We start from the raw sequence: 25,679 nt of genomic DNA on the forward strand, positions 1-25,679 counted from the left end.
TATCAACGATTATGGATTGTTATAACTCTGAAGTGATTGCCTATCAATTAAGTCGTTCACCAAACCTAGCAATCGCTATAAATCCTTTAAATAAAGCACTTGAGGAACACCAACACAATCTAAACCAATTAGTTGTTCACTCGGATCAAGGATTTCATTATCAGCATAGTAGTTGGGGAAATACCATAACAGAATATGGTGCAACAATGAGTATGTCACGTAAAGGAAACTGTTTAGATAATTCACCGATGGAGAACTTCTTTGGCTTATTAAAGCAGGAAATGTTTTATGGAGAAGTATTCAAGACATATGAAGCATTAGAAATCGCAGTACATGAATATATTAGATACTATAATAAAGATAGAATTAAGCTAAAATTAAAAGGCATGTCTCCTGAAGAATTCAGGAAACATACCTTACAATCTGCTTAATTCCAAAAGTCCAACTTTTGGGTAGCACAACAAATCGGGTTATTGTAAAATTATTTTTTATTGTTTAACATAAATCGCTTTTGTGTAAAAGGGTTGCTCATTAATTTGACGCAAAAGCTCTAATTGTCAACGAAACTGAGTGCTCGTTTACGCAAATCGATTTTGCGTAAAATTAAACCCAAACTCTAACTCCATCTATGCACCCTGACTCTCCTCTAATCGTTTTCTTTCGATTTCAAACGCTTCTTTTTGAATATCTTTTTCATTAATTTCTATTTCTTGAGCTTTAAAGATATCAGCAACGCTTGAGTCGTTTGCGTATAGGTTAAATGATTTTAGTTTTTCATCTCTAACTTGTGTGATTGCTTCGTCGATACTGTTTTCCGATAACAATCTATACACGATGACGTTTTTTGTTTGTCCCATACGATACGCTCGACCAATTGCTTGAAGCTCTGTAGATGGTTTCCATTGTGGCTCACATAAAATTACAATGTTTGCAGCTTGTATGTTTAAACCAACGCCTGCTGCGTCAATTTGGCCGATTAACGTTGCACCAGCTTCTCGATGTGTAAACGTATCGATCATTTGTTGACGTTCGTTCATTGAAACGTCTCCAGAAATTATCCCCGCACTTTGCGCACCGAGTGTTTGATGGATGAGCTCTAAATTATCTTTAAAGAAGCTGAAGATTAAGATCTTATGACCGTTTTCTTTTGCCTCTGTACAAATTTCTATTAAGTTCGCGAGTTTTTCAGAATCGTTGATGTTATTACCAGTAAATGCAGCTCGTCTCATCTTCATAAGACCAGGTAAGCCTTCTCGAACAGCGTCGTTATAGTACTGACGTTCTTTTTGACTCATTTCAGAAAACATCTCGATGAATTCTATATCTGGGAGTTCTTTTAACACATCGATACGTTTACGTCTTAAATAGGCAGGTGATACGATTGTCTTAAATGTTTCTGGTTCATTCATACGTGGATTATTATCGATTTCTTTAATGATTTGAGGTTGTAGTATGCCGATTAAGTGCTTCATCTCGTTTAAATTGTTTTCAATCGGTGTACCTGTCATCATCATGACGTATTCACTTTTTTCAGCAAGCGCCATAGCATTTTTTGTACGCTGTGTATTTGGATTTTTAATTAAATGCGCTTCATCGATAATTAAGCAGTCGATAAAATCTAATGCGTCGAAATCTATGTTTTTCGTATGCTCTGGATTTGTAATTAAAATACTCGGTGTTTCAAGCCATTCGTTAAACGCTTCGTCACGCTTAGCACCGTGAAATATTTTTACAGGGATGCTCGTCCATTTTTCAATTTCATGTGCCCAGTTCGCCATCACGCTTTTTGGACAAATGACAAATGCGCGCGTTTTATTTTCCTTAAATAAATGCGTAATCACTCCGAGTGCTTGAATCGTTTTACCGAGCCCCATTTCGTCACCGATTAGCGTGCGTTTGTTATACAACGCATACTTCGTTCCGAATGCTTGATACGGACGTAATGTTCCACCTGTAAGTAGTGATACGTCGAGGTCCATGTTTGTTATTTTTTCAACTAATACTGAAGGTAAATCACCTGCGTGTTGACTCGACGCGACGCCTGTTCTAGATTCTATAAATGCATAAAATGACGCACTGTCATTCATAAATGCTTCTTTTATTTTTAACTCATTATTTAGATCACTATAGAGCGTATCGACATCTTTATGTAGTTGACTGAGCTCTGGTTGTACTTTTTCAAATTGATGAAACGCCGCGTTAATTTTTTCTTTTTCAGCTAAAGATTGAAACCACGACATAAAAATACCACGTTTTTTCTTCATCGTTTTTAATAGATTTTCCGCGTCATTTGTAACAGTTTCATTTTTTAACTGTTCCACTTCATTTTTGTATGTCGTATTAAAGTACCAATAATTTAATAATGTACGCGCATCTTGAGTTAAATTATCAATATCAATTTTGGGGAACGTATGATTCGTAATGTTGCGGATCATTTCGTCTTTATCTTTTACTAATCGTTCGACTTCTTCAGGTTCGGCTCCTTTGAGTACGATTTGTAAAGACTTCGAATCAAATCGTCTTAAATCTCCGATGTTGAAAATGTTATTTTCACGTAAACTTGTGATGAGTCTACGATTATCATCAATTAAAACGTCTACCGGGACAACTTTAATATCACTCTCCGCACGTCTTTTCTGTATGTTTTGTAGCGCGGTTTTCATTGTGTCATCACTAATATGCGTTAGAAAATTATCTATATTACGTTTCAGCTGTTCTACTTGAAACTTTTCTGACTGAACATCCATATCTCATTAACTCCTTAGATTTTCGTTTAAAAAGTTACTTTTAATATATAGGAATCACGTTAAAAATTCTATAATCATCGTTTTTGATTCGGACGAAAGAATGATTTTGAAAATTTAATCTACTTCATCAGTAAGTTCAGTGTAATTGTGCTAAAATAGGTTTAAAGTAATTCGAAAACCGAAATAAGAGGTGTCACTATGCGAACAGTCTTTAGTTATGCGCTAAAGTATAAATGGCTGATCATCCTCGGGCTTTTACTTATGTTTGTAGAGCTTGCGGTGGAGTTAATTCAGCCGTTATTTATCCAGGGGGTAATCGATGACGGGATTGCAGAAAATAATTTAAATACCGTTTGGTTTTATTTAGGTCTGATGTTATTTGCATCGATCATTTCAACTATTGCCGGTATTTTTAACACATATTTATCGAGCTTTGCAACGAATGCATTTGGTAATGACTTACGAAATGCGATTTTTAGACGTGTCCAACGTTTTTCGTTAGAGACGTTATCAAAATTTAACGGTTCGACGCTAATTACGAGACTCACTCAAGATGTTTTAATTTCTGAGATGTTACTATTTATGGGAATGCGTATATTACTACGTGCACCGCTTCTCGTTATCGGGTCGTTAGTGATGTCATTTGTCGTGAACGTAAAACTCGGCTTTTACTTAACACTATTGACACCGATTTTACTCGTCTTTTTATATATCGTTGCGAAAATGGGAGCGACTATTTTCAGTCGTATTCAAAGACGTCTCGATAAGATTAACCGCTTCTTCCAAGAGAATTTAAGCGGGATGCTTTTAATTAAAGTAAATAACCGTGCAGAATATGAATCGAATCGCTTTAGTGGTATTGCAGGTAAACTACGCGATGATATGATTTTTGGACTTCGATTAATGGAGTCGATCTTACCGGTTCTTTTACTCATTATGAACGGAAGTTTACTGCTCGTGCTTTACGTATCGTCTGACTTATTACAGACGAGTTCAGTACAAGTCGGTGAAGTTGTCGCTGTTATTAACTACGCGTTAAGAATGCAAGGCGGATTTTCTATGTTTAGTTTCTTAATTATTTCTGCGACGCGTGCGAAAGCTTCAGCAGACCGTATTAGTGAAGTGTTACATGCAGATATTACTGAAGCAGAAACTGCTAAGAAAATCGATAACAATGAAGGTGCATCTGTAGAGTTTAAAAATGTAACATTCAAATATGTGAACAGCGTTTCAAATATATTAGAAGACATCTCGTTTAAAGTTGATAAAAATGAAACACTCGTCATTATGGGGGCGACTGGTTCTGGTAAAAGTTCACTCGTGAATCTTATACCAAGACTATATGATCCACAGCACGGAGAAGTGTATGTCGACGGTAAAAATGTGAAAGATTGGAACGTCAATGAATTACGAGAACTCATTGGATACGTTCCGCAGTCAGCAGTGTTATTTACCGGTACAATTTTTGAAAACATGTTGTGGGGAGACGAATTTGCGACAGAAGCTGACGTCTATGATGCGACGAAAAAAGCACAAGTTCACGACAACATTATTCGTTTTGATCATCAATATAGCACACAAGTCGGTCAACGCGGCGTGCAGTTATCTGGTGGACAAAAACAACGTCTATCTATTGCACGTGCACTTTTAAAGCGTCCATCTATCCTTATATTAGATGATTCAACGAGTGCGTTAGATAGAACGACTGAAAGTAGTTTATGGGAAAAGATGAGTGATTTAAACGTCACGAGAATTATTATTACGCAAAAAATTTCAACGGCACAAACTGCGGATAAAATACTTCTTCTTGAAAAAGGAAAAGTATCAGCAATTGGTACACACGATTCACTCCTGAAAGAATCAGAGTTATATCAATCGATTGTAGAAAGCCAAAAGACGGGAGGGTCGTTTGATGATTAAATTTATAAGAGAACCTTTCGGTTTAAAACCAATATTAAAAAAAGAAGATATTGGTAATAAAGGAAACCATAATCAGCAACGTGCATCGAATATGTCTGGTACGTTAAAGCGACTCTGGAAGTTTATGAGAGATGAACGTTACAAAGTATTACTCGTTATAATTATCGTTGTCATTACGAGTTTACTCGGTATCATCGGTCCGTTTTTAGTTGGTCGAGCGATCGATAATTATCTCGTACCAAAAGAGTTTGATGGGTTTGTGACTCTATTACTCGTATTACTCGGTGTATATGTCCTTCATAGTATTTCGACGTTAGCACAGTCGTTTATTATGGTTGGTGCGAGTCAACGTACAGTATTTAATATGAGATATCGATTATTTAATCATATGCAGTATTTACCGATCGACTTTTACAATAAACGTCAACAAGGGGAGTTAATGAGTCGTATGACAAACGACATCGAGACGATTTCTCAAACGTTAAACTCCTCGTTCATACAGTTTACGACGTCTGTAATTACACTTATCGGTACAATTTCAGTTATGCTGTACTTAAGCCCGTTACTTACAATACTTACGCTTACAATCATTCCGTTATTATTTGTTCTGGTAAAGTATATAACAAACCGTACGCGTCCGTTATATAGAATACGTCAAAGAAGTACTGGGGAGTTAAACGCTTATATCGAAGAAGTAATTTCTGGTCAAGAAATCGTTAAAGCATTCTCTCAAGAAGATTATGTTATCGATCAATTTGAAAAGAGAACGAGAAACTTACGTGACGTCACATTTTGGGCGAACCTTTACAGTGGTATGATTCCTAAAATTATGAACATGTTAAACAACTTAAGTTTTACAATCGTTGCAGGTATCGGTGGGATACTCGCACTAACGACAGATACTGTAACAGTTGGTATTATCGTCGTATTCGCTGAATATGCGAGACAATTTACACGTCCACTCGCAGATCTAGCGAACCAGTTTAACCAAGTACTTTCTGCAATCGCAGGGGCAGAACGTGTATTCCATATTATCGATACTGAAACAGAAAAAGATGACGGTACGATTACAGATAGAGATTTAAACGGTCATATCGAGTTTAAAAACGTCGTATTTAGTTACGACAAAGATCAAAAGCGTCCGACAATTAACGATGTATCGTTTGACATCAAGCCAGGTGAATCGATTGCGTTAATCGGTTCAACAGGTGCTGGTAAAACGACGATCGTACAATTATTGAATCGATTTTACGAAGTTGACAAAGGTGAGATTTTAATCGACGGAGAAAACATCGAAAACTATAAGCGACACGTCTTAAAAGAAAACAGTGCGTTCGTTATACAAGATCCGTTTATATTTAACGCATCGATTAAAGAAAACGTTCGATTCGGTAAGCTAGACGCGACTGATGAAGAAATTATCGAAGCATGTAAAAATGCGAACGCTCATGATTTTATTATGGAACTTGAATATGGATATGACACAGTGATCGACGGAGAAAATCATGCATTATCTGTCGGAGAGCGTCAACTTATATCAATCGCACGTGCGTTTATACGTAACCCGAACATATTATTACTCGACGAAGCGACTTCAAGTATCGACACGATTACAGAGTTAAAAATTCAAGAAGCATTAGAAAGCTTAATGAAAGGTCGTACGTCTATAATCATCGCACACCGATTAAATACAGTGCGCGCAGTCGACCGTTTAATCGTATTAGAACATGGTGAAATTATTGAATCCGGAAGTCATAAAGAACTCCTCGACCAAAAAGGTGTATATTATAAAATGGTGAACGGATAGTAATATTCAATGATATACTTTATAATAGTGACATACTAAAAATAAAAGGTGAGTTATAATGGCAACTAAAGATGAAATTGTAGCAGCTGCAAAAGAAGTCGGTAAAATGATTTCGGAAACTGAAGAAGTAAAATTCTTTGAAAAGGCAGAGGCGAAAATTCACGAAAATAAAGAAATCCGTGAAAAGATGGCAAGTTTACGTTCACTGCAACAACAAGCAGTAAACTTCCAAAGTTACGGGAAAACACGTGCATATGAACTTGCACAAGAAAAAATTGACGCACTCGAAAAAGAACTTGACGATATGCCAATCGTTCAGCAATTTATCGATGCGCAAGAAAATGTAAACGACATTTTACAAATGGTGTCACACGCGATTAGTAGTTCAGTGACATATGAAATCATCGAGCGTACAGGTGGAGATCACTTAGAAGGTGAAACTGGCGCTGCGATGAACAACAAAGCAAGTAAAGACGTTGAGTAAGGGAGTGGCTAGAGCCACTCTTTTTTTATTGTAAAAAAATACTTTTAAACGCTTTCATAATATGCTAATATACTTTTTAATAGAAAGGTTAAAAAGTATTAGAGAACTAATGTATAAAACAATACAATAGGAGGGGTATTATGATAGTTGCTGCTGTAGCTCCGTTTTCACTTTTAATAAATATAGGGATATTATGTCTTGTTGTTTATTTAATTATCAAACTAATTAATAGGCGAAAATAATATAGTGAATAATATAAGTAAAGACGTTGAGTAAGGGAGTGGCTAGAGCCACTCTTTTTTTCATGGTATAATTTAAGTCATATTAATGGTTAGGATGAGTGTATATGTCGAACGTTACTCCGATGATGAAACAATATTTATCGATTAAAGAAAACTATCAAGATGCCTTTTTATTTTTTAGACTTGGTGATTTTTATGAGTTGTTTTATGACGATGCAGTTGAAGCGGCTAAGCTGTTAGAAATTACGTTAACTGCGAGAGATAAAACGAGTAAAGTACCGATGGCAGGGGTACCGCATCATTCTGCGACGCGCTACATTGAAAAACTCATTAACTTAGGTCATAAAGTCGCGATTTGTGAACAGATGGAAGATCCAAAGCTCGTAAAAGGTATGGTGCAACGTGAAGTCGTTCGCGTCATTACACCGGGAACGTTAATCGATGATTTTGGTATCGAACAAGATAAAAGTAACTATATTTTATCACTATATGTAAATAAAGATACGTACGAAGTCGTTTACGGAGATATTTCGACAGGCGATATGTATCAATTTAAAACGAAAGACATAGATACGTTATACACTCAATTATCACGTATAAATGCGAGAGAAATCGTGACGACAAATGACGGAGAAACTGTACTTAAAAACATGTTTACAGATCCACCGTTAATCACTGTCGTAGAACATAGTGAAGAGAATGCTCATACACAGTTACTATCTTATATAGAAACTCAAAACAAACAAAAACTAACACATTTAAAAGATATTGTAGAGATCAATGTCGACTTACATTTAAAGTTATCTCAGTCGACGATTAGTAACTTAGAGCTCGTTGAAAATCTTCAAACTAAAAAGCAAAAAGGGTCGTTATATTGGTACTTAAATCAAACAGAAACACCGATGGGGCGACGTAAACTGAAGCGTTTAATAGAATCGCCACTCATCGACGTTAATGAGATTAAAAACCGTCAAGACGTCGTTCAAGTGTTACTCGACAATTTTATCGAGCGTGAAGATATAAAAGCTGCGTTAAATAACGTCTATGATATCGAAAGACTGACAGGTCGAATGAGTTTTGGAAATATCGACGTAAAAGGATTTGTAGAACTTAGAGATTCTTTAGAAGGCTTACCTGACGTGTACCGATTACTTTCATCGATTGGTTTAATTGATAATGTGTTATTTAAAGACTTTGACGTGTTAAGTGACGTCTACTCAATGCTAAAAGTATTAAAATCTGACGCACCAAAGACGATTCGTGAAGGTAATATTTTTGAATCAGGTGTTAGTGAAAAGCTCGACGAGTTAAGAGATTTACAACATAACTCAAGAGAGTGGTTAGAAAATTATTTAGAAACTGAAAAGAAAAGAACGAACATTAAAAATATGAAAATCGGTTTTAACAAAGTGTTCGGATACTTTTTAGAAATCTCAAAAGGACAAGCAGCGACATTTAACGCTGAAAACTTTGGTTATGACCGTAGACAAACGTTAACGAATTCAGAGCGCTATATTACACCAGAGTTAAAAGAAATGGAAGATAAAATACTAAAAGCAGAAGATGAAAGTGTCATCTTAGAGTATGAAATGTTCGTCGAGTTACGTGACAGCGTCAAATTACACACGGCAAGACTACAGCGTACGAGTGAACAACTGTCTATACTTGACTGCTTAATTAGTTTTGCAGACGTTTCTAATACGCACCAACTCGTTCGACCAACGTTTACGGATGGGGAATTAGAAATTATCGATGGAAGACACCCAATCGTTGAAAAGGTGCTCGGAGAAAGAACGTACGTACCAAATGACGTCGTTATGGATAACGATACGTTTATTTATTTAATTACCGGACCGAATATGAGTGGTAAAAGTACGTATATGCGTCAAGTTGCGATGATTACAATTATGGCGCAAATCGGTATGAACGTACCAGCATCGTCATGTAAGATACCTGTATTTGACGCAATATTTACGAGAATTGGTGCGAGTGACGATCTATCGAGTGGTAAATCAACATTTATGATAGAAATGATGGAAGCGAATGATGCGTTAAAACACGCGACAAAAAATAGTTTAATTATATTTGATGAACTTGGAAGAGGTACGAGTACGTACGACGGCATGGCACTCGCTGAAGCGATGTTAAAGTATATTCATAATCATATCGGCGCGAAAACACTATTTTCAACGCACTACCATGAACTGACGAATTTAGACGCGTCACTGCATCACTTAATGAACGTGCACGTTAAAGCGTCAGAAAAGAACGGTAAACTTGAGTTCCAACATAAGGTGGAAAAAGGTGCAGTTGAAAAGAGTTACGGTATACAAGTAGCAGAACTCGCAGACCTTCCAAGAGAAGTGACGATTGAAGCGAGAAAAGTTTTAAAACGTTTAGAAGAAGCGAACTACGATAAGAAAGAAGACGTCACACAACTTGAATTATCGTTAGAAGAAGACACAGAAACGTTTAGTGTTGTAGAAGAAAAAATCAAAGCATTAAACGTAAATCATATGTCACCGATAGAAGCGTTGACATTACTGAGTGAACTTCAAGACGAACTAAAGTAAAGAGGGGATTATATGGAGAGAGTCCACGTACTAGATCCAGTTATCCAAAATAAGATTGCGGCTGGTGAAGTAGTCGAACGTCCAAGTTCGATCGTTAAAGAGCTCGTTGAAAACTCTATAGATGCGAAATCGACTTCGATTGAAGTGTTTATTGAAGAGAGCGGACTAAAAATGATACGTGTCGTCGATAACGGCGAAGGTATTGACGACAGAGATAGTCGTTTAATATTTGAGCGTCATGCAACAAGTAAAATCGCAGAAGACTACGATCTATTTGAAATTCGTTCGATGGGGTTTCGAGGAGAAGCTCTCGCGAGTATTGGAGCGGTATCTAAAGCGACGGTTGAAAGTTATCGTAAAGATAGACAACCGTTTAAACTCGAGTATAGCGGTGGTCGCGAAGTAAATTACACAGATGGTAAATCACGTATCGGGACAGTCGTTACGATTGAAGACTTATTTTTTAATACACCGGCACGCTATAAATATATTAAGAGCTTACAAACTGAAGCGGGTCGTATTATCGATATTATGCAGCGTTTTAGTTTTAACCATCCGCATATTCAGTTTAAATTAGCATTTGACGGTAAAGTTCGTTTTCATACAAAAGGAAATGGAAATTTACAAGAAGTCATTTCTGATGTGTACGGACTAAACGTCGCGAGACATAGTGTAAAAGTGAAAGCGAAAACTCCGGATTATAAATTATCCGGATTTATCGTTCGACCAGAAATTACGAGAAGTAACAAAAACTATATTAACCTTGCGATCAACTCGCGTATTATTAAAGATTTTAGACTCGTACAAAGTGTAGTCGAAGCGTATCATACACTATTACCAAAAGATAAATATCCAGTCGTTATATTAAATATCGACATGGATCCAAAACTCGTTGACGTCAACGTCCATCCAGCGAAAACTGAAGTCCGACTGTCTAAGTTAAAAGAGTTACAACAATTAATCGAACAGACGATTCGTGAGGAATTACGTTCTGAACGTCTCATTCCAGAAATCGAAGCGCGTGAGAAAACTGAAAAGCCAGTGATGACACAAAACGTGTTTGATTTTTCATCTCACCGAGTGTTTGACAGTTCGTTTAAAGATTATAAAAGGGAAAACACATTTTCAAATAATGAAAACAATACTAAAAATAATTTTGATATTCATACGGAAAAAAGAGATGAATTATCTTATGTGAATACGCCAATTGAAGAGCATATGAGTCATTCTCGAGAGTCGTATGATGATTATAACGATTCAAAATTACCGTATTTAGAAATCGTCGGTCAAATTCACGGCACGTATATCGTCATGCAAAACGATGAAGGTATGTACTTAATGGACCAACATGCCGCACAAGAGCGTATTAAGTATGAGTATTTCTATGAAAACATTCAAAATAGCGATGAGCGTGTACCTTTACTGTTACCATATCACTTCGAGTTTTCATATGACGACGTCATTCGAATCGATGAAAAACTAAAAGATTTAAAAGCGCTCGGCTTTAATATTGAAAAAACGGGTATTAAGCAATATACAGTGACAGAATATCCGTCGTGGATATTAAAAGACGATCCAGAAGGAGATATCGAGTCGGTCATTGATTTTATCTCGAATACTGATGAGTTTTCAGTCAATAAATATCGTGAAGAGATGTCGATTATGATGAGCTGTAAACAATCGATTAAAGCGAATCATTATTTAGATTTAACACAAATGCGTGCATTATTAAAAGATTTATCTCAGTGTAAGTCACCATATACATGCCCACACGGTAGACCTGTCATTATTAAGTGGACAACGTATGAAATTGAAAAAATGTTTAATCGTATTATGAAGTAAGAGGTGTTTATTAAATGAAACAACAACTCGTCTATACGCGAAATGAAGCGATTGACGTAAAAGTATATGAACCAGAAAATCCAAAAGCCGCGATGTTACTCCTTCACGGAATTTCAGAGCATAGTGGACGTTATGATTATCTTTTAAACTTCTTTAAAGAGCATGACATATACTGCGTTGTATATGATCATAACGGACACGGTTCAAGAGATAAAGGAAATCGCGGAGAAATAGGAAGTTTTGAGACGCTCGTTCGAGATGCAAAAGACGTCTACGACTCACTTCCAGAAGATTTACCGAAATTTGTCATCGGGCATTCGATGGGGAGTATCGTTTTAAGATTATTACTCTCAACAATTCAACCAACAGGTGCAATCATTGTAGGAACAGGTAATCGTACGTCGCCGATGGAGATGATTGAAACAGCATTCGTTAACGGTGTCGCTAAAGTATTACCAGACGCTAAGAGCTTATTTATTAATCGTCTCGCATTTTCTGGATTTGATCGTCAAGTGGATGGAACAGCGAGAAATAGATGGATTAGCAAAAACTATGAAAACGTCGTGAACTACAACAAAGATCCATTATCTGGTCATCCGGTATCGATTAATACGTTTAAAGCTGTGAACAATGCGATTTTTGCAGTAAATAGTGAAGCAGTTATTGGAAACTATAGTAAAGACACAAACTTTTTGTTAATTAGCGGTAAAGATGATCCATTTAGTCATAACGGTAGAGACGTTGAAGTGCTAGATGCGACTTTAAAAGCGCACGGATTACACACAAAATCCGTATTATACGAAGGATATCGTCATGAAATTTTAAACGAAGATATTAAAAATGACGTCTACCGTATGATTTTAGAGTGGATGGACACGGTAATCGATGGAGAATAACCAAAAAATAATCTGTCTCGTCGGGCCGACTGCTGTTGGTAAAACAGATATGTCGATTAAAATCGCAAAACGATTTAATTTAAACGTCATTAGTGGCGACTCGATGCAAGTGTACAAAGGGATGGATATCGGAACTGGTAAAATCTCTTGTGAAGAGATGGACGGTGTTCGCCATGAAATGATCGATATTTTATCACCAGAAGAAGAATTTTCTGTAAAAGAATTTCAAACGAGAGTCAGAGAGTTAATGGAACGTGAATATAAAAACGATAATATTCCATTTATCGTTGGTGGTACTGCGTTTTACATCCATGCGCTTATTAACGATTTTCAATTTGACGATGAAGATCATAAAGAGAAAGAAGCACGTGTACAGTATTACGAAACGTTTTCTAATGATGCATTGTTTGAGAAAGTAAAAGCATTAAATGAAGACGTTCATATTAACAATCGTAAACGTATGATACGTGTACTCGTAAAACATGATTTAGGTGCGAAACCGTCACATGATACTGAAGAAAAATACGACGCGTTAATTATCGGATTATATGACGATAGAGATGTCTTATACGAACGTATCAATGAGCGAGTCTTAACGATGATGAGTGAAGGACTTGAAGAAGAAGTAAGTAACCTCTTTGAAACGTATGACTTATCTAAAACAGCACTTGGAGCAATTGGTTATCATGAATTCATCGATTATTTTAACGGAAAAAAATCGCTAGATAAGGTAATCGAAGATATTCAACAAGATTCACGACGATACGCGAAGCGTCAATTGACATATTTAAGAAATAAATTGAGTGTGGAATGGTATAAAGTCGGTACTGATGAAGCGGAGATATTTGAGAGAATAGAGACATTCATAAAAAAGTCTCATTGATCATAAATCAATGAGACTTTTACTATACACTTTCTTCTAAGTATGGTTCGATTATATTATATAGACTTTCGTAATTCACATCGTGATTGAGTCGCTTAACGATTTCACCTGTTCTAGAAACGACGAACATCGTAAAGTTTCGTTTCACATCGTTTTTAAACATTTTAAATTTACCTTCAGTTAAGTAACTAAAAATCGGATGTTTCGTATCACCTTTTACATCTACTTTTTCCATTAACGGTAAATCGATGGCCAATGCTTGATGTAACGCATGGTCGAGTTCAGTAGAGCGAAGTGTTTCTTTTTCATCGAGTTGATCTGTAGGAAATAGAAGAACTTCTAATCTTTGATCTTTTAAGTTGCTGTAGAGTTTCTCTAGCATCGTTAAATCATTAAAACGGTCGATATTACTCGCCATCGCAACAATTAGTACAACATGATCTTTATAATCGGACATTTTTATTAAGTTTTTATGGATATCTCTTGTTTTTAAATCGTAAAACTCACGTACCATTTAATTATCACCCTTATCTATTCGCCTTACTTATATTCACTTAAAACGCTGACGTTAAACACAAAACAGATAATTATTTTTAAATCTGGAGGTGACACAAGTTGGAACAACAATTTTCAGGCATCATTATCGCCGTAAACACAAAAGATACTGAAGACATCGAAAGTGAAGTATCTGAATTAAAGGTTTTAGCTGAATCTATCGGCATTGACATATTAAATACGCACATTCAAAATCGCCAAGAAGTCGACACGCGTTACTATGTCGGAAGTGGCTTTTTAGAAGAAGTTAAAGCGATGTATGACACGCTCGATTACGTCATCGTAAACGATGAAATTAAAGCATCACAAAATAGAAATATTGAAAGTATACTCGATACGTCAGTTCTCGATCGAACGCAAGTCATTTTAGACATATTTAGTTTACGTGCAAATACGAAAGCGGGTCAGCTACAAGTCGAGCTCGCTCAGCTTGAGTATTTACTCCCGAGACTTCGCGGACAAGGTATTAACTTATCTCGTCTTGGTGGGGGAATCGGGACGAGAGGTCCTGGTGAAACGAAATTAGAAACCGACCGACGACATATTAATAGACGTATTAAAGAGATTAAAAAAGAACTCAAGACGATTGAAAATACGAGACAAAATTACCGCGATCAAAGAAATCGTAGTAACGTCACTAAATTTAGTTTGATAGGATATACGAACGCCGGGAAGTCAGCGATGTTTAATGCACTTACTGAAGCGGGCACGAAAGAAATTAACCAATTATTCGCAACACTCGATCCGAAGACGAGAAAGTTAGAATTTCAAAATGGTTTTAATGCGATTTTGACAGATACGGTTGGGTTTATTCAAAAATTACCGACGACGCTCGTTGAAAGTTTTAAATCTACGCTAGAAGAAGCACGTGACAGTGACTTTTTAATTCACGTCATCGATAACAACTCAAAATATATCGACGCCCATTTTAATACGGTGATCGCTCTATTAAAAGAGCTCGATATGTCACACATTCCGGTCATTGTACTATTCAATAAAAGTGACTTAAATCCGAATTTAAATTATGTGACAGAGGAAATGTATTTTATCGTCAATAAATTTATGCAAAAACGTACGCTGTTAAACTGTTTAGAAGACGGAATCAAAAAGCATTATGAAGCGTATAATAGAAATATTGAACCGAGTAAAATCAACGAATTGTATGATTTAAAACAAAGAACGTACGTGACGAAAGAAGCGTTTGACGAGTCTTTAGAAGTTTACAAAATTGAAGGATACACAAAAGATATGAGTATCGTTCAAGAGATTTTAAAGGAGAAACAATGACACACGCATTAGAGATTATTAAACAATCAGAATTAGAAATAGAACCACTTGTAAAACAGAATAAACAAATTGCATACGACAACTTTAAAAAAGTGATGCAATCATTTAACGATCACTCAGTAATGGAAAGTGATTTTACTGGAACTACCGGGTACGGATATGACGACACGGGTCGCGATAAATTAGAAGACATTTATAGAGATATTTTTAAAGCAGAAGATGCGCTAGTACGCGCTCAAATTATTTCAGGAACACATGCGATCTCTCTCAGTCTTTTATCGTTATTAGAACGTGGAGATGAGTTATTATACATTACGGGTTGGCCATATGACACGTTAGAAAAAGTAATCGGAGATAGTGTGGAAGACGTCGGAAGTATGAAAGCACTCGGTATTGATTTTAATTACGTCGATTTAATTGACGATAAAATGTTCGACGTCGATGCGATTTTAAACAACATTAAAGACAATACGAAAGTAATCGGTATTCAGCGTTCACGTGGATACTCGACGAGAAAATCGTTAACGATCGAACAAATTGAAGCGGTTATAAAAACGATTAAAGAACGTCATCCGGACATTATCGTTTTTGTCGATAACTGTTATGGTGAATTTGTAGAACGTAGAGAACCGATAGAAGTCGGTGCGGATATCGCTGCTGGAAGTTTAATAAAAAACCCAGGTGGTGGACTTGCTAAAATGGGTGGATACGTCGTTGGTCGTAAAGATTTAATTGAACGTGTTAGTTACAGGTTAACAGTCCCAGGTATCGGTAAAGAAATGGGTGCGTCACTAGAAGTATTACTCGATATGTACCAAGGATTATTTATGGCGCCACACGCTGTAATCGAAAGTTTAAATGGGGCGCTACTTACGAGTCACGTGTTAACGAAATTAGGGTATCGTACAGATCCACTATTCGATGAAACACGTACTGACTTAATACAAAGCATTCAGTTTAACACTGAAGAAGAAATGATTTCATTTATACAAATGGTACAAAGCGCGAGTCCTGTAAACTCTAAATTTTTACCGATTCCAGATTTAATACCAGGCTATCAACATCCAGTCATTATGGCAGCAGGAACATTTATACAAGGTGCATCTTTAGAATTATCTGCAGATGGGCCAGTGAGGGAACCATATATCGCATTTATGCAAGGTGGCTTAGTATACGAGCACGTTAAATACGCGTTAGAAAAAGTTCTTACTCACTGGAGTGAGAAAGGGATTATATAGAAACGCTTAAGGGTATATCGAATTGTGAAGGGAGAATGGTACTATGTTAGTTAAATTATTAGAACCTCTAAACATACCGGACGAAATGGTGGAAAAACTCGCAGCACCGATTAAAGAAAAAGGTCACGAATTTGTGTATTACAACGAGAAAACGACGGATAAAGATGAATTAATCGAGCGTAGTAAAGACGCTGACGTTATTATGATTGCGAACAATCCATATCCAAAAGAAGCAATCGAACAAAATGATAACTTAAAGTACATCAACGTCGCATTTACAGGTGTCGATCACGTAGAACTAGAAGACGCAAATACGACAGAAAAAGTTCTCTTAAGTAACGCTGCAGGTTATGCTAATACAGCTGTTGCTGAACTCGCAGTCGGTTTAACGTTAGACGTATTTAGAAAAATCACTGAAGGAGACAGTGATACGAGAAAAGCTGAAAACTTCCCTGGTGCATTCCAAGGTCGAGAAATTAAAGGAAAAACAGTTGGTTTTATCGGAACAGGTAAAATCGGTTTAGAAACTGCTAAGCTATTTAAAGCGTTTGGCGCGAACTTAATCGCTTATAACGGATCTAGTGAAAAACCTGAAGCGCTAGAACTCGGTATGGAGTATATGGATTTAGATGACATGTTAAAACAGTCAGATATCATTACTTTACACGTACCAGCAACGAAAGATACTCATCATTTACTCGGTAAAGAAGAGTTTGAGAAAATGAAAGATAGTGCCATTTTAATTAACTGTGCACGTGGACCAGTCGTTGATAACGATGCTTTAGCAGATGCGTTAAATAACGATGTAATCGCTGGAGCAGGAATCGACGTATATGATATGGAACCTCCAATTCCAGGGGACTACAAATTATTAAATGCAAAAAACACAGTATTAACACCACACGTCGGATTCTTAACAGATGAAGCGATGGAGTTAAGAGCAAAAATCGCATTTGAAAATACGATTAAGTTTTTAGAAGGAAACCCTCAAAACTTAATGAACTAAATGATTGAATTAGGGGCATGATATATGGATATTCGTTCAACGTTTATAAAGTTAGATGAAAAATTTTCTCGTTTTGGTGGTTTAGAACCACATGGGATTACACGATTATTATATACAGATGAGTGGAAGGCTGCCGTTAATGCCCTCATTGAAGAGTTCGATAATAACGGATTAGAAGTCGTTCAAGATTCAATCGGTAACGTTTCAGGTAAACTCGTTGGAGTAAATAGCGATGAGACGATTTTAACGGGATCTCATATCGACACTGTCGTTGAAGGTGGTCATCTCGACGGGCAATACGGAATTCTCGCCGGACTTACAGCGATTCTTTACTTAAAAGAAAAATATGGTCAACCTAAGAAAAATATTGAAGTACTTGCACTCGCTGAAGAAGAAGGTAGCCGGTTCCCAATTGCATTTTGGGGCAGTAAAAACTTCTTTAACATTCAAGATAACGAAATTGTAAAAGGACTTACAGACTCTGAAGGCGTTAATTTTGTCGATGCGATGAGGCAATCAGGTTTTGACTTTAGAACAGACGACTCAGTACGAAACGACATTAAAGCGTGGATAGAAATTCATATTGAGCAAGGTCAAGTGCTAGAAAAAGAACAAAAACAAATCGGTGTCGTTACAGGTATTGTTGGTTTTAAACGATATTACATAAACTTAAAAGGTGAAGCAAACCATGCTGGAACAACACCGATGGGTTATATAAAAGATGTAGTTGTTTCATTTAGCGAAATCGTACAAAGACTAAATCAGAAAGCTAAAGAGATTGGAGATCCACTTGTCATTACGTTTGGTAAAGTAAACCTCGTTCCAAATGTCACGAACGTTGTCCCAAGTGAAATTGAATTTAGTGTAGACACGCGTCATATAGACGAAAAGGAATTAAATCACTTTAGTAAAATTGTCGAAGATACGATTCAAGAAGTTGCTACAAAAAATGGATTAGAAGCGACGATTACACTTCATTTAGATGAACAACCGACATTGATGAATGAAGAAATTATAAAAACAATCGAAGATTCTGCAAAAGAAGTAACATCAGGGAACTATAAGTTTATGGTTTCAGGCGCAGGTCATGACACACAAATATTTTCACAGTTTGTACCATCAGGTATGTTGTTCGTACCATCTATCGGTGGATTATCTCATAACGTCGAAGAAGACACAGATATTGAAGATTTAGTTAAAGGGATTGAAGTTTTAGCAAAAGCGTTGTATAAATTAGCGTATTAAAAAGATATGAAATCACTAAAATTACTTATTTATTCATAAAGAAAGTTTTGATAAAATAAAAATGCTGTATAAATTAAATCTTACGTCAAATGTGAGTGACCATATGGCATCAATTAAATATTTAATCAGGAGTGGTATGAATGAGTCAAAAAGTAGTTTTAGCATTAGGTGGTAACGCAATTTTACAACCAAAACAAGAGCCAACTTACGAGAACCAGTACGAAAACGTGTATAGCGCAGCGACGAGTATGGTTGACCTCATCAAAGCAGGACACGAAATTATCGTTACTCATGGTAACGGACCTCAAGTTGGTCTTATTATTGCTCAAAATGAAGCGGCTAAAGCTGACATTAAACCGATGCCAGTATTTGTAAGTAGTGCGGAATCACAAGGCATGATTGGATTCATGCTTGAGCAAGCACTAAAAAACAAGCTGAAAGAAGCAAATATCGACAAAAACGTCGTATCATTACTCACGATGACTGAAGTTGACAAAGACGACGAAGCGTTTCAAAATCCGACTAAACCAATCGGCGTATTCTTCACTGAAGAAGAAGCAAAACGTATGGAAGAAGAACTCGGATACGACATGAAAGAAGACGCAGGACGTGGATATCGACGCGTCGTGCCATCTCCAGAACCAAAACTTATTCACGGTGTCGAAGAAATTAAAACACTTTCTGAACAATCGATCGTTATTTCTTCAGGCGGTGGGGGTATTCCGGTTTGGCGTGACGAAGACGGTGTCATTCACGGAGTGGACGCTGTAATCGATAAGGACCGTTCAGCACTTAAACTTGCACTACAAAGTGATGCAGATAAGTTAATGATTTTAACAGATGTACCGAACGCTCTTATTAACTACGGTACAGAAAACGAAACAAAATTAGAACGCGTCACTGTCGAAGAAATGGAACGATATATTGAAGAAGGTCACTTCGCTTCAGGTTCAATGCTTCCTAAAGTAGAGGCAGCAATTGGTTTTGCAAAATCAGGTGAAGGAAAAGAATCGATTATTTGTTCATTATCTGATGCGGTTAAAGCATTAGCAGGTGAAGCGGGTACTCATATTACGTTATAATATAATTACACAGCCAATTATTGGCTGTGTTTTTCTAGTTTAAGGAGGATACTATTGAGTGGAAAATTATATGATTTAAAAGAGCATTGGATGCTAATTATTTCATTGATGTTCGTTGCATCGATTTTACGTGCACCAATTACAGCTGTTGGTCCTGTAGTCGATCAAATTAAAGCCTCATTACATATTTCGAATACAGTCGCAGGACTTCTCACGACGATACCACTCTTAATATTTGGTATTGCGTCACCATTTATACCGAGACTCGTACGAAAATATTCTATTAACTTGTTTATATTTTATTCTTTAATTTTTATATTATGTGGTCTCGTCATTCGAAACTTATCGAGTGTCGAGTGGTTTATATTAGGTACAATTATTATTGGACTCGGTATAGCGGTTGGAAACGTGACGATTCCGAGTTATGTGAAGCTAAAATTCCCGCTTCATATTGGTCTTATCACTGGCTTATACGGTGCTGTAATGAACGGTATGGCGGGTATTGGAGGTGGTTTATCTGTTCCACTATCAGAGGTGAGTCGATATGACTATAAATTATCGTTATCGATTTGGCTTATTTTAGCTCTATTAGCGATTGTTTTTTGGATTAAACAATTAAAAGCACCGACTTATCATCCTAAAGGAGTCGATGAGAATACACCTACACTCACTGTGAAGGACATAACAAAATCGAGAATAGCGTGGGGTCTCGCACTTAGCTTCGGTTTACAATCTATGATTTTTTATAGCGTCGTCGCATGGGTTCCGACAATTTTAGTTGCACAAGGATTGACATTTAAAACTGCGGGATACTACTTTATGTTCGCACAGTTTATTCAAGTCCCGATTGCGTTTATTTTCCCTCAATTTGTTGAAAGTGTAAAAAACAAACGAATACCAGTCATTATTATATTTATATGTTTCATTACAGGTTTTAGTTTAATGTTCGTTCAACAAAATATCGTATTACTAATTGCGATGCTTCTTATTGGTAGTGGTGCAGGTTCGGCTTTTTCAACATGTATGGTTCTATTTTCTTTAAAGGCGAATACATATGACGGGAGCATGATGTTGTCCGGATTCTCTCAGTCAGTCGGTTACATTATCGCAGCGAGCGGGCCACTCTTAATGGGTATGATTCAAGATCACATTCAAAACGAAATCGTTAATATTTATATTTTCATTCTGTTAAGTATAATGGTATTTATAACGTTAATGATTGCCACTGAAGATAAAACAATCGAAGAAACGATTTTTACAAAGAGGTAGATTATATGTATAGCTACACATATTTAGATAACAGTGAAATATTTTATGAAACTCATACACCACTACATTATGATTTTAAAGAGAAACTATTTAACGTACCGTTAGGTCGTAAATTCGACTTTAAAAGTGCATCAGATTTATTTAATAATCAAGAGACACCATTTTCTCAAAGTTATTTTGGTCATCAGTTTGGTAACCCAGTTATTTTAGGAGACGGCAGACAAATAATAATAGGCGAAACATTATTAGACAATTCACCTGTTGACATAGCTGTAAAGGGAAGTGGACCGACGAGGTATTCTCGTGGTGGAGACGGATTACTGCCGATCGACGCTGCCATTAAAGAATACATTTACTCAGAGTTTTTATATAATATTCATATACCGACGACGAGAAGTTTAGCGTTATTAGAAACGACTGAAGTTGCTGAAAGAGAAGTCGATAAGACAGCCGCGTTACTAATCCGAGTTGCGAATTCTCATTTACGTGTTGGTACGATTCAATTTGGCAAGGTAGCTGGAGAACCGTATTTAAAAGAAATCGTCGATTACGCAATTAATAGACATTATCCGTATTTAAAAGATATTGACGATAACAAAAAATACAAAATGTTTTTTGAAATGGTCGTAAGAAAACAAGCCGAACTCGTTGCACATTGGCAAAGTGTTGGATTTGTGCATGGAGTTATGAATACAGATAACGTAACGATTGACGGTTCAACAATTGACTTTGGACCGTGTGCATTTTTAGAAACGTATCATCAAGACGCAGTATTTAGCCAAATTGACGGGGGCGGTAGATATCGTTATCAAAACCAACCGAAAATTATGCACTGGAACTTAAGCAAACTCGGTGAGGCGATGATTTCATTATTTAGTGACGATGAAAAAGAAGCGGTTGAAATTGCGCAATCCGTACTCGATCAATTCCCTAAATTTTATAACCGCAAATGGTTTACGTTAATGGGTGAAAAAATCGGTATAGAAGATATCGACTATAACGATGAAGACGACCAAAAAATGATTATTGAATTTTTAAAAGAAATCGAAGAAAGACAACTCGATTATACAAATACGTTTAGACAACTCGCTTTAGGGACACTAGCATTTACACCAAATTATCGTGATCACGTCGTAGATTATGACTTAATGAAACGAAAAAATCCATCGTTTGTGCCGAGACATCATACGGTACAGCAAGCGATAGAAGATGCAATAAATGGGGATTACAATAAAGTACATGAAATGCTAAAGGCAAGTACAAAACCATATAATGACAACGCTCCAGAGTACTTAAAAGAGTCGAGAGGAAACGACTTTTATACGACGTGTGGAACGTGAGAGGATATAGAACATAAACAAACACTCCTAAACTGGTCATCCAATTTAGGAGTGTTATTTTATTACTCACTATTTGTATTGTCGTAATATGGTGAGCGTTGAACTTTCTTTCTCACCCATAGTACAAAGTAGCCGATTGCGATAATTATACCTAAATATCCATATAATGGATAGAATATGTTAATTAATGTAACAAAACCGATACGTGTTAAGAAGAATGATACGATCATTAGTACGACAAGTAAAATGACGTATTGTTTACTTCTAAAACTTGTGAATCGAACGAGTACCGCATACATTAATGCAACGACTGTATTGTAGATAAGTACGATAATGACGATCGAGTATATAGATCCAAAAATTGGATGTACTGCGTTTGCGACAACTAATGATGGTACGTCTTTAGTTACTGCACTATCCATGTTCAGTAATAAACTTCCGTTTACTAGTAGAAGTAAAATTAAAACAAAGAATCCACCGAGTAACGAACCTCTTTTTACTACTTCATATAATCTCGTGTCAGAACCCATAATCGTAATAAAACTAAATCCAACTCCGAACATTAATCCGGCATATACGATCGCATCAATCCACCAGTTGTTCCAAGGTGGTACTGTAGAGTCCGCATAAGTTGCACCTTCAGAAAGTGTCATATCTGCTGTTGAAAATGCGTAAATCGACATAATTGTTACCATAATTAAAAGAATTGGCGTCGCAATACCAAGTAAGTTAATAATTTTATCGAAATCTAACATTAACGTAATTGAGACGAGTACAATTAATACAATCGTACCGACCCATGTTGGCATTCCAAAACTTTCATTTAAGTTACTACCGCCACCAGCTAGCATTATAAAGCTCGTGACGAACATAAAGAATATAAGTAAATAGTCAAGTATACGTCCGAACACGTTACCGAATAATTTATTGAGCGGTAATTCGTGTGATTCTACGTCATATAAGTATCCGACTTTCGCAATTTGTCTAAAAATAAACGTCATAATTAAAACAGAAAAAATAATAGATATGAAACTCGCCATTCCATTATTTGTAAAAAATTGCATAATTTCTTGGCCAGTTGCAAATCCGGCACCGATTACGATACCACAATATGCAAAGGCAAACTTTAAAAGTTCCTTTATATTCAAAAAACCATCTCCTATACATGATTATTATATAATACGGTTGAATTATGTAAAGATTATATTAACTGTTATTGTTTTGTTGAGGGCGTTTAATTACACGAAAAAACCTATCCAAATAATTGGATAGGTAATGATAATTATTCTTCACTATTTGTATTGTCGTAATACGGAGAACGTTGTATTTTCTTTCTAATCCATAATATGAAGAACCCAAATCCGATAATAATCCCGAGGTAACCATATAATGGATAGAATATATTAATGAGTTCAACGAATCCGATGCGAGTAAATAAGAACGCAACGACCATTAAAACACTAAGTAGTACGACATATTTTTTACTTTTAGCTTCAGTGAATCTAACGAGTACTGCATACATAAGTGCCACTACCGTATTGTAAATAAGTACGATAATCACGATAGAGTAGATAGATCCAAATAGTGGATGCACTGCGTTTGCTACGACGAGTGCTGGAATATCTCTCGTGACTGCAATATCCATATTTAATAGTAATCCACCATTTAATAGAAGCATTAAAATTAGAACGAATAGTCCACCGAGTAATGAACCTCTTTTAACAACTTCGTAAAGTCTCGTATCTGATCCCATAATCGTAATAAAACTATATCCAACGCCGTACATCAGTCCAGCGTATACTGTTGCATCAATCCACCAAACATTCCAAGGTGGTACTGTAGAATCCGCATATTTCGCACCTTCTATTAATGAAAGGTCTGCATTGATAAATGCGAAAATTGTCATAAAGATAACCATGATTAAAAGAATTGGTGTTGCGATACCGAGTAAGTGTATGATTTTATCAAAATCTAACATCAGTGTAATAGACACTAATATAATCATAACGATCGATCCAACCCATACTGGCATACCGAAACTTTCGTTTAAGTTACTACCACCACCAGCAATCATGACAAAACATGTTACATACATAAAGAATATAAGTGCGTAATCTAAAAATGTTCCAAAATATTTACCGAATAATTTTATGAGTGGTAACTCATGTGACTCAACGTCATATAAATAACCAACTTTTGCTGATTGTCTAAATGTAAAAGTAACCATTAAAACTGCAAGTACTATTCCTGCGAAACTCATTATTCCATCATTAGTAAAGAACTGCATGATTTCTTGACCAGTCGCAAATCCAGCACCGATGACGATACCACAATATGCGAACGCAAACTTTAAGAGTTCTTTAATATTCAATGTATCATCTCCCTTTTATACATACATTTTTCGATTATACAGAACGTAGATTATATGTAAAGTAGGATATTACACTATACGTTAAATAAAACAACCATAATTTACATAGTGTAATATTTCTCTGAAATTAGAAAAATGATAGCGCATTAATGTCAAATAAAAAAGATAAACATTGAAAATAATGTTTATCTTAATAGAAATTATAACTCTCTATATAGACCAATTACTTTACCAAGTACTGTGACTGAATCTAAAATAATTGGATCCATCGTACTATTTTCTGGTTGGAGTCTATAGTAGCCTTTTTCTTTATAGAAACGTTTTACTGTCGCTTCGTTTTCATCGTTCATCGCAACGATAATTTCCCCGTTATGTGCGATGTTTTGCTTTCTAACGATGACTTTATCTCCGTCGTGAATTCCTGCTTCGATCATACTATCTCCGACTACTGTAAGTAGGAATACCTCACTATTATGTCCAGCAGTTAAATGTTCTGGAAGTGGGAAGTATTCTTCGACGTTTTCAACAGCAGTGATCGGTAACCCAGCAGTAACTTTACCGAGTACTGGTGCATGAATGACAGCTACTTTTTCTTCAAACTCATTACCAACAATTTCAATTGCACGAGGTTTTGTTGGATTTCGTTTAATGTAGCCTTTTTCTTCTAATTTACTTAAATGCCCATGGACAGTAGAGCTCGATTGTAAACCAATCGCATTCCCAATTTCACGGACACTCGGTGGGTACCCTTGTTCGTTTACACATTGCTTAATATATTGAAGTACTTCTTTTTGACGAGCGGTTAATTGTTCCATAATATTTCCTCCGATATTGAGTTAACTTAATTTTAGCATATGTATATGCTGAGTACAAACATTTGTTCGTAATCTCT

General features: G+C 36.2%; 20 protein-coding genes. 15 read left to right on the forward strand and 5 right to left on the reverse strand.

Annotated elements, in window-relative coordinates:
- Positions 1 to 431: IS3 family transposase (locus tag BBS29_RS08310; RefSeq protein ID WP_148128988.1), on the forward strand; the 431-nt coding region annotated here is incomplete at its 5' end.
- A gap of 195 nt (positions 432 to 626) precedes the next feature.
- Here BBS29_RS08310 and BBS29_RS00605 read toward each other — a convergent pair.
- A complete protein-coding gene (locus BBS29_RS00605) occupies positions 627 to 2,747 on the reverse strand; it encodes a DEAD/DEAH box helicase (RefSeq protein WP_068128050.1) in 2,121 nt (706 codons plus the stop codon).
- 198 nt (positions 2,748 to 2,945) lie between these two features.
- Here BBS29_RS00605 and BBS29_RS00610 point away from each other — a divergent pair, with 198 nt between their 5' ends.
- The 7 genes from BBS29_RS00610 to miaA all read left to right on the forward strand — a co-directional run bounded on the left by BBS29_RS00610 (position 2,946) and on the right by miaA (position 13,394).
- Positions 2,946 to 4,667 carry an ABC transporter ATP-binding protein gene (locus BBS29_RS00610; RefSeq protein ID WP_068128053.1) on the forward strand — a complete coding sequence of 574 codons (1,722 nt, stop codon included), beginning with the start codon at positions 2,946 to 2,948 and terminating at the stop codon, positions 4,665 to 4,667.
- Complete coding sequence (locus tag BBS29_RS00615) at positions 4,660 to 6,474, forward strand: ABC transporter ATP-binding protein (protein WP_068128056.1); 1,815 nt, start codon at positions 4,660 to 4,662, stop codon at positions 6,472 to 6,474. Before BBS29_RS00610 ends, BBS29_RS00615 begins: the two co-directional genes overlap by 8 nt.
- A 58-nt stretch (positions 6,475 to 6,532) precedes the next feature.
- Positions 6,533 to 6,958 carry a RicAFT regulatory complex protein RicA family protein gene (locus tag BBS29_RS00620; protein WP_040929107.1) on the forward strand — a complete coding sequence of 142 codons (426 nt, stop codon included), beginning with the start codon at positions 6,533 to 6,535 and terminating at the stop codon, positions 6,956 to 6,958.
- A 346-nt stretch (positions 6,959 to 7,304) separates the two neighbouring features.
- Positions 7,305 to 9,773, forward strand: a complete 2,469-nt coding sequence (mutS, locus tag BBS29_RS00625) for a DNA mismatch repair protein MutS (protein ID WP_068128058.1) — start codon at positions 7,305 to 7,307, stop codon at positions 9,771 to 9,773.
- 12 nt (positions 9,774 to 9,785) lie between these two features.
- A complete protein-coding gene (gene mutL / locus BBS29_RS00630) occupies positions 9,786 to 11,615 on the forward strand; it encodes a DNA mismatch repair endonuclease MutL (protein WP_068128060.1) in 1,830 nt (609 codons plus the stop codon).
- Between the two features lie 14 nt (positions 11,616 to 11,629).
- A complete protein-coding gene (locus BBS29_RS00635; protein WP_068128064.1) occupies positions 11,630 to 12,511 on the forward strand; it encodes an alpha/beta fold hydrolase in 882 nt (293 codons plus the stop codon).
- Entirely contained in the window at positions 12,501 to 13,394 is an 894-nt protein-coding gene (gene miaA, locus BBS29_RS00640) for a tRNA (adenosine(37)-N6)-dimethylallyltransferase MiaA (RefSeq protein WP_068128066.1), read from the forward strand. The genes BBS29_RS00635 and miaA overlap by 11 nt, the downstream gene beginning before the upstream one ends.
- 22 nt (positions 13,395 to 13,416) lie before the next feature.
- Here the strand turns inward: miaA and BBS29_RS00645 are convergent, their stop codons facing one another.
- A complete protein-coding gene (locus BBS29_RS00645) occupies positions 13,417 to 13,908 on the reverse strand; it encodes a hypothetical protein (protein WP_068128069.1) in 492 nt (163 codons plus the stop codon).
- A gap of 101 nt (positions 13,909 to 14,009) precedes the next feature.
- Between BBS29_RS00645 and hflX the strand changes: the two genes are divergently transcribed.
- The 7 genes from hflX to BBS29_RS00680 all read left to right on the forward strand — a co-directional run bounded on the left by hflX (position 14,010) and on the right by BBS29_RS00680 (position 22,416).
- Positions 14,010 to 15,236, forward strand: coding sequence for a GTPase HflX (hflX, locus tag BBS29_RS00650; protein ID WP_068128072.1), 1,227 nt, complete (start codon positions 14,010 to 14,012; stop codon positions 15,234 to 15,236).
- Positions 15,233 to 16,474, forward strand: coding sequence for a methionine gamma-lyase family protein (locus tag BBS29_RS00655; RefSeq protein WP_068128074.1), 1,242 nt, complete (start codon positions 15,233 to 15,235; stop codon positions 16,472 to 16,474). The genes hflX and BBS29_RS00655 overlap by 4 nt, the downstream gene beginning before the upstream one ends.
- A gap of 43 nt (positions 16,475 to 16,517) precedes the next feature.
- Positions 16,518 to 17,480 carry an NAD(P)-dependent oxidoreductase gene (locus BBS29_RS00660; protein WP_068128077.1) on the forward strand — a complete coding sequence of 321 codons (963 nt, stop codon included), beginning with the start codon at positions 16,518 to 16,520 and terminating at the stop codon, positions 17,478 to 17,480.
- A gap of 24 nt (positions 17,481 to 17,504) precedes the next feature.
- Complete coding sequence (allC, locus tag BBS29_RS00665) at positions 17,505 to 18,725, forward strand: allantoate deiminase (RefSeq protein WP_068128080.1); 1,221 nt, start codon at positions 17,505 to 17,507, stop codon at positions 18,723 to 18,725.
- 140 nt (positions 18,726 to 18,865) lie between these two features.
- Positions 18,866 to 19,807, forward strand: a complete 942-nt coding sequence (gene arcC, locus BBS29_RS00670; RefSeq protein ID WP_068128083.1) for a carbamate kinase — start codon at positions 18,866 to 18,868, stop codon at positions 19,805 to 19,807.
- A 54-nt stretch (positions 19,808 to 19,861) separates the two neighbouring features.
- The gene (locus BBS29_RS00675) at positions 19,862 to 21,076 is read left to right on the forward strand and encodes a CynX/NimT family MFS transporter (RefSeq protein ID WP_084778757.1); all 1,215 of its coding nucleotides are present in this window, start codon (positions 19,862 to 19,864) and stop codon (positions 21,074 to 21,076) included.
- Between the two features lie 5 nt (positions 21,077 to 21,081).
- Complete coding sequence (locus BBS29_RS00680; RefSeq protein WP_068128086.1) at positions 21,082 to 22,416, forward strand: protein adenylyltransferase SelO family protein; 1,335 nt, start codon at positions 21,082 to 21,084, stop codon at positions 22,414 to 22,416.
- 62 nt (positions 22,417 to 22,478) lie between these two features.
- Here BBS29_RS00680 and BBS29_RS00685 read toward each other — a convergent pair whose 3' ends face one another.
- The 3 genes from BBS29_RS00685 to lexA all read right to left on the reverse strand — a co-directional run bounded on the left by BBS29_RS00685 (position 22,479) and on the right by lexA (position 25,602).
- Positions 22,479 to 23,564: a YkvI family membrane protein gene (locus tag BBS29_RS00685; RefSeq protein ID WP_068128088.1), complete on the reverse strand. Its 1,086-nt coding sequence runs from the start codon at positions 23,562 to 23,564 to the stop codon at positions 22,479 to 22,481.
- 134 nt (positions 23,565 to 23,698) lie between these two features.
- Positions 23,699 to 24,787, reverse strand: coding sequence for a YkvI family membrane protein (locus BBS29_RS00690; protein WP_068128091.1), 1,089 nt, complete (start codon positions 24,785 to 24,787; stop codon positions 23,699 to 23,701).
- A 200-nt stretch (positions 24,788 to 24,987) separates the two neighbouring features.
- Positions 24,988 to 25,602 (reverse strand): transcriptional repressor LexA, encoded by a 615-nt coding sequence (gene lexA / locus BBS29_RS00695; protein ID WP_068128094.1) that lies wholly within the window; start codon positions 25,600 to 25,602, stop codon positions 24,988 to 24,990.
- Positions 25,603 to 25,679 lie beyond the last annotated feature (77 nt).

It is taken from the genome of Nosocomiicoccus ampullae (assembly GCF_001696685.1).
Lineage (GTDB): Bacteria > Bacillota > Bacilli > Staphylococcales > Salinicoccaceae > Nosocomiicoccus > Nosocomiicoccus ampullae_A.

Excerpts from the sequence above, each read along its gene's own strand:
- BBS29_RS00605 (WP_068128050.1), bottom strand. The coding sequence starts at position 2,747 with ATGGATGTTCAGTCAGAAAAGTTTCAAGTAGAACAGCTGAAACGTAAT.
- BBS29_RS00610 (WP_068128053.1), top strand. The coding sequence starts at position 2,946 with ATGCGAACAGTCTTTAGTTATGCGCTAAAGTATAAATGGCTGATCATC.
- BBS29_RS00615 (WP_068128056.1), top strand. The coding sequence starts at position 4,660 with ATGATTAAATTTATAAGAGAACCTTTCGGTTTAAAACCAATATTAAAA.
- BBS29_RS00620 (WP_040929107.1), top strand. The coding sequence starts at position 6,533 with ATGGCAACTAAAGATGAAATTGTAGCAGCTGCAAAAGAAGTCGGTAAA.
- mutS (WP_068128058.1), top strand. The coding sequence starts at position 7,305 with ATGTCGAACGTTACTCCGATGATGAAACAATATTTATCGATTAAAGAA.
- mutL (WP_068128060.1), top strand. The coding sequence starts at position 9,786 with ATGGAGAGAGTCCACGTACTAGATCCAGTTATCCAAAATAAGATTGCG.
- BBS29_RS00635 (WP_068128064.1), top strand. The coding sequence starts at position 11,630 with ATGAAACAACAACTCGTCTATACGCGAAATGAAGCGATTGACGTAAAA.
- miaA (WP_068128066.1), top strand. The coding sequence starts at position 12,501 with ATGGAGAATAACCAAAAAATAATCTGTCTCGTCGGGCCGACTGCTGTT.
- BBS29_RS00645 (WP_068128069.1), bottom strand. The coding sequence starts at position 13,908 with ATGGTACGTGAGTTTTACGATTTAAAAACAAGAGATATCCATAAAAAC.
- BBS29_RS00655 (WP_068128074.1), top strand. The coding sequence starts at position 15,233 with ATGACACACGCATTAGAGATTATTAAACAATCAGAATTAGAAATAGAA.
- BBS29_RS00660 (WP_068128077.1), top strand. The coding sequence starts at position 16,518 with ATGTTAGTTAAATTATTAGAACCTCTAAACATACCGGACGAAATGGTG.
- allC (WP_068128080.1), top strand. The coding sequence starts at position 17,505 with ATGGATATTCGTTCAACGTTTATAAAGTTAGATGAAAAATTTTCTCGT.
- arcC (WP_068128083.1), top strand. The coding sequence starts at position 18,866 with ATGAGTCAAAAAGTAGTTTTAGCATTAGGTGGTAACGCAATTTTACAA.
- BBS29_RS00680 (WP_068128086.1), top strand. The coding sequence starts at position 21,082 with ATGTATAGCTACACATATTTAGATAACAGTGAAATATTTTATGAAACT.
- lexA (WP_068128094.1), bottom strand. The coding sequence starts at position 25,602 with ATGGAACAATTAACCGCTCGTCAAAAAGAAGTACTTCAATATATTAAG.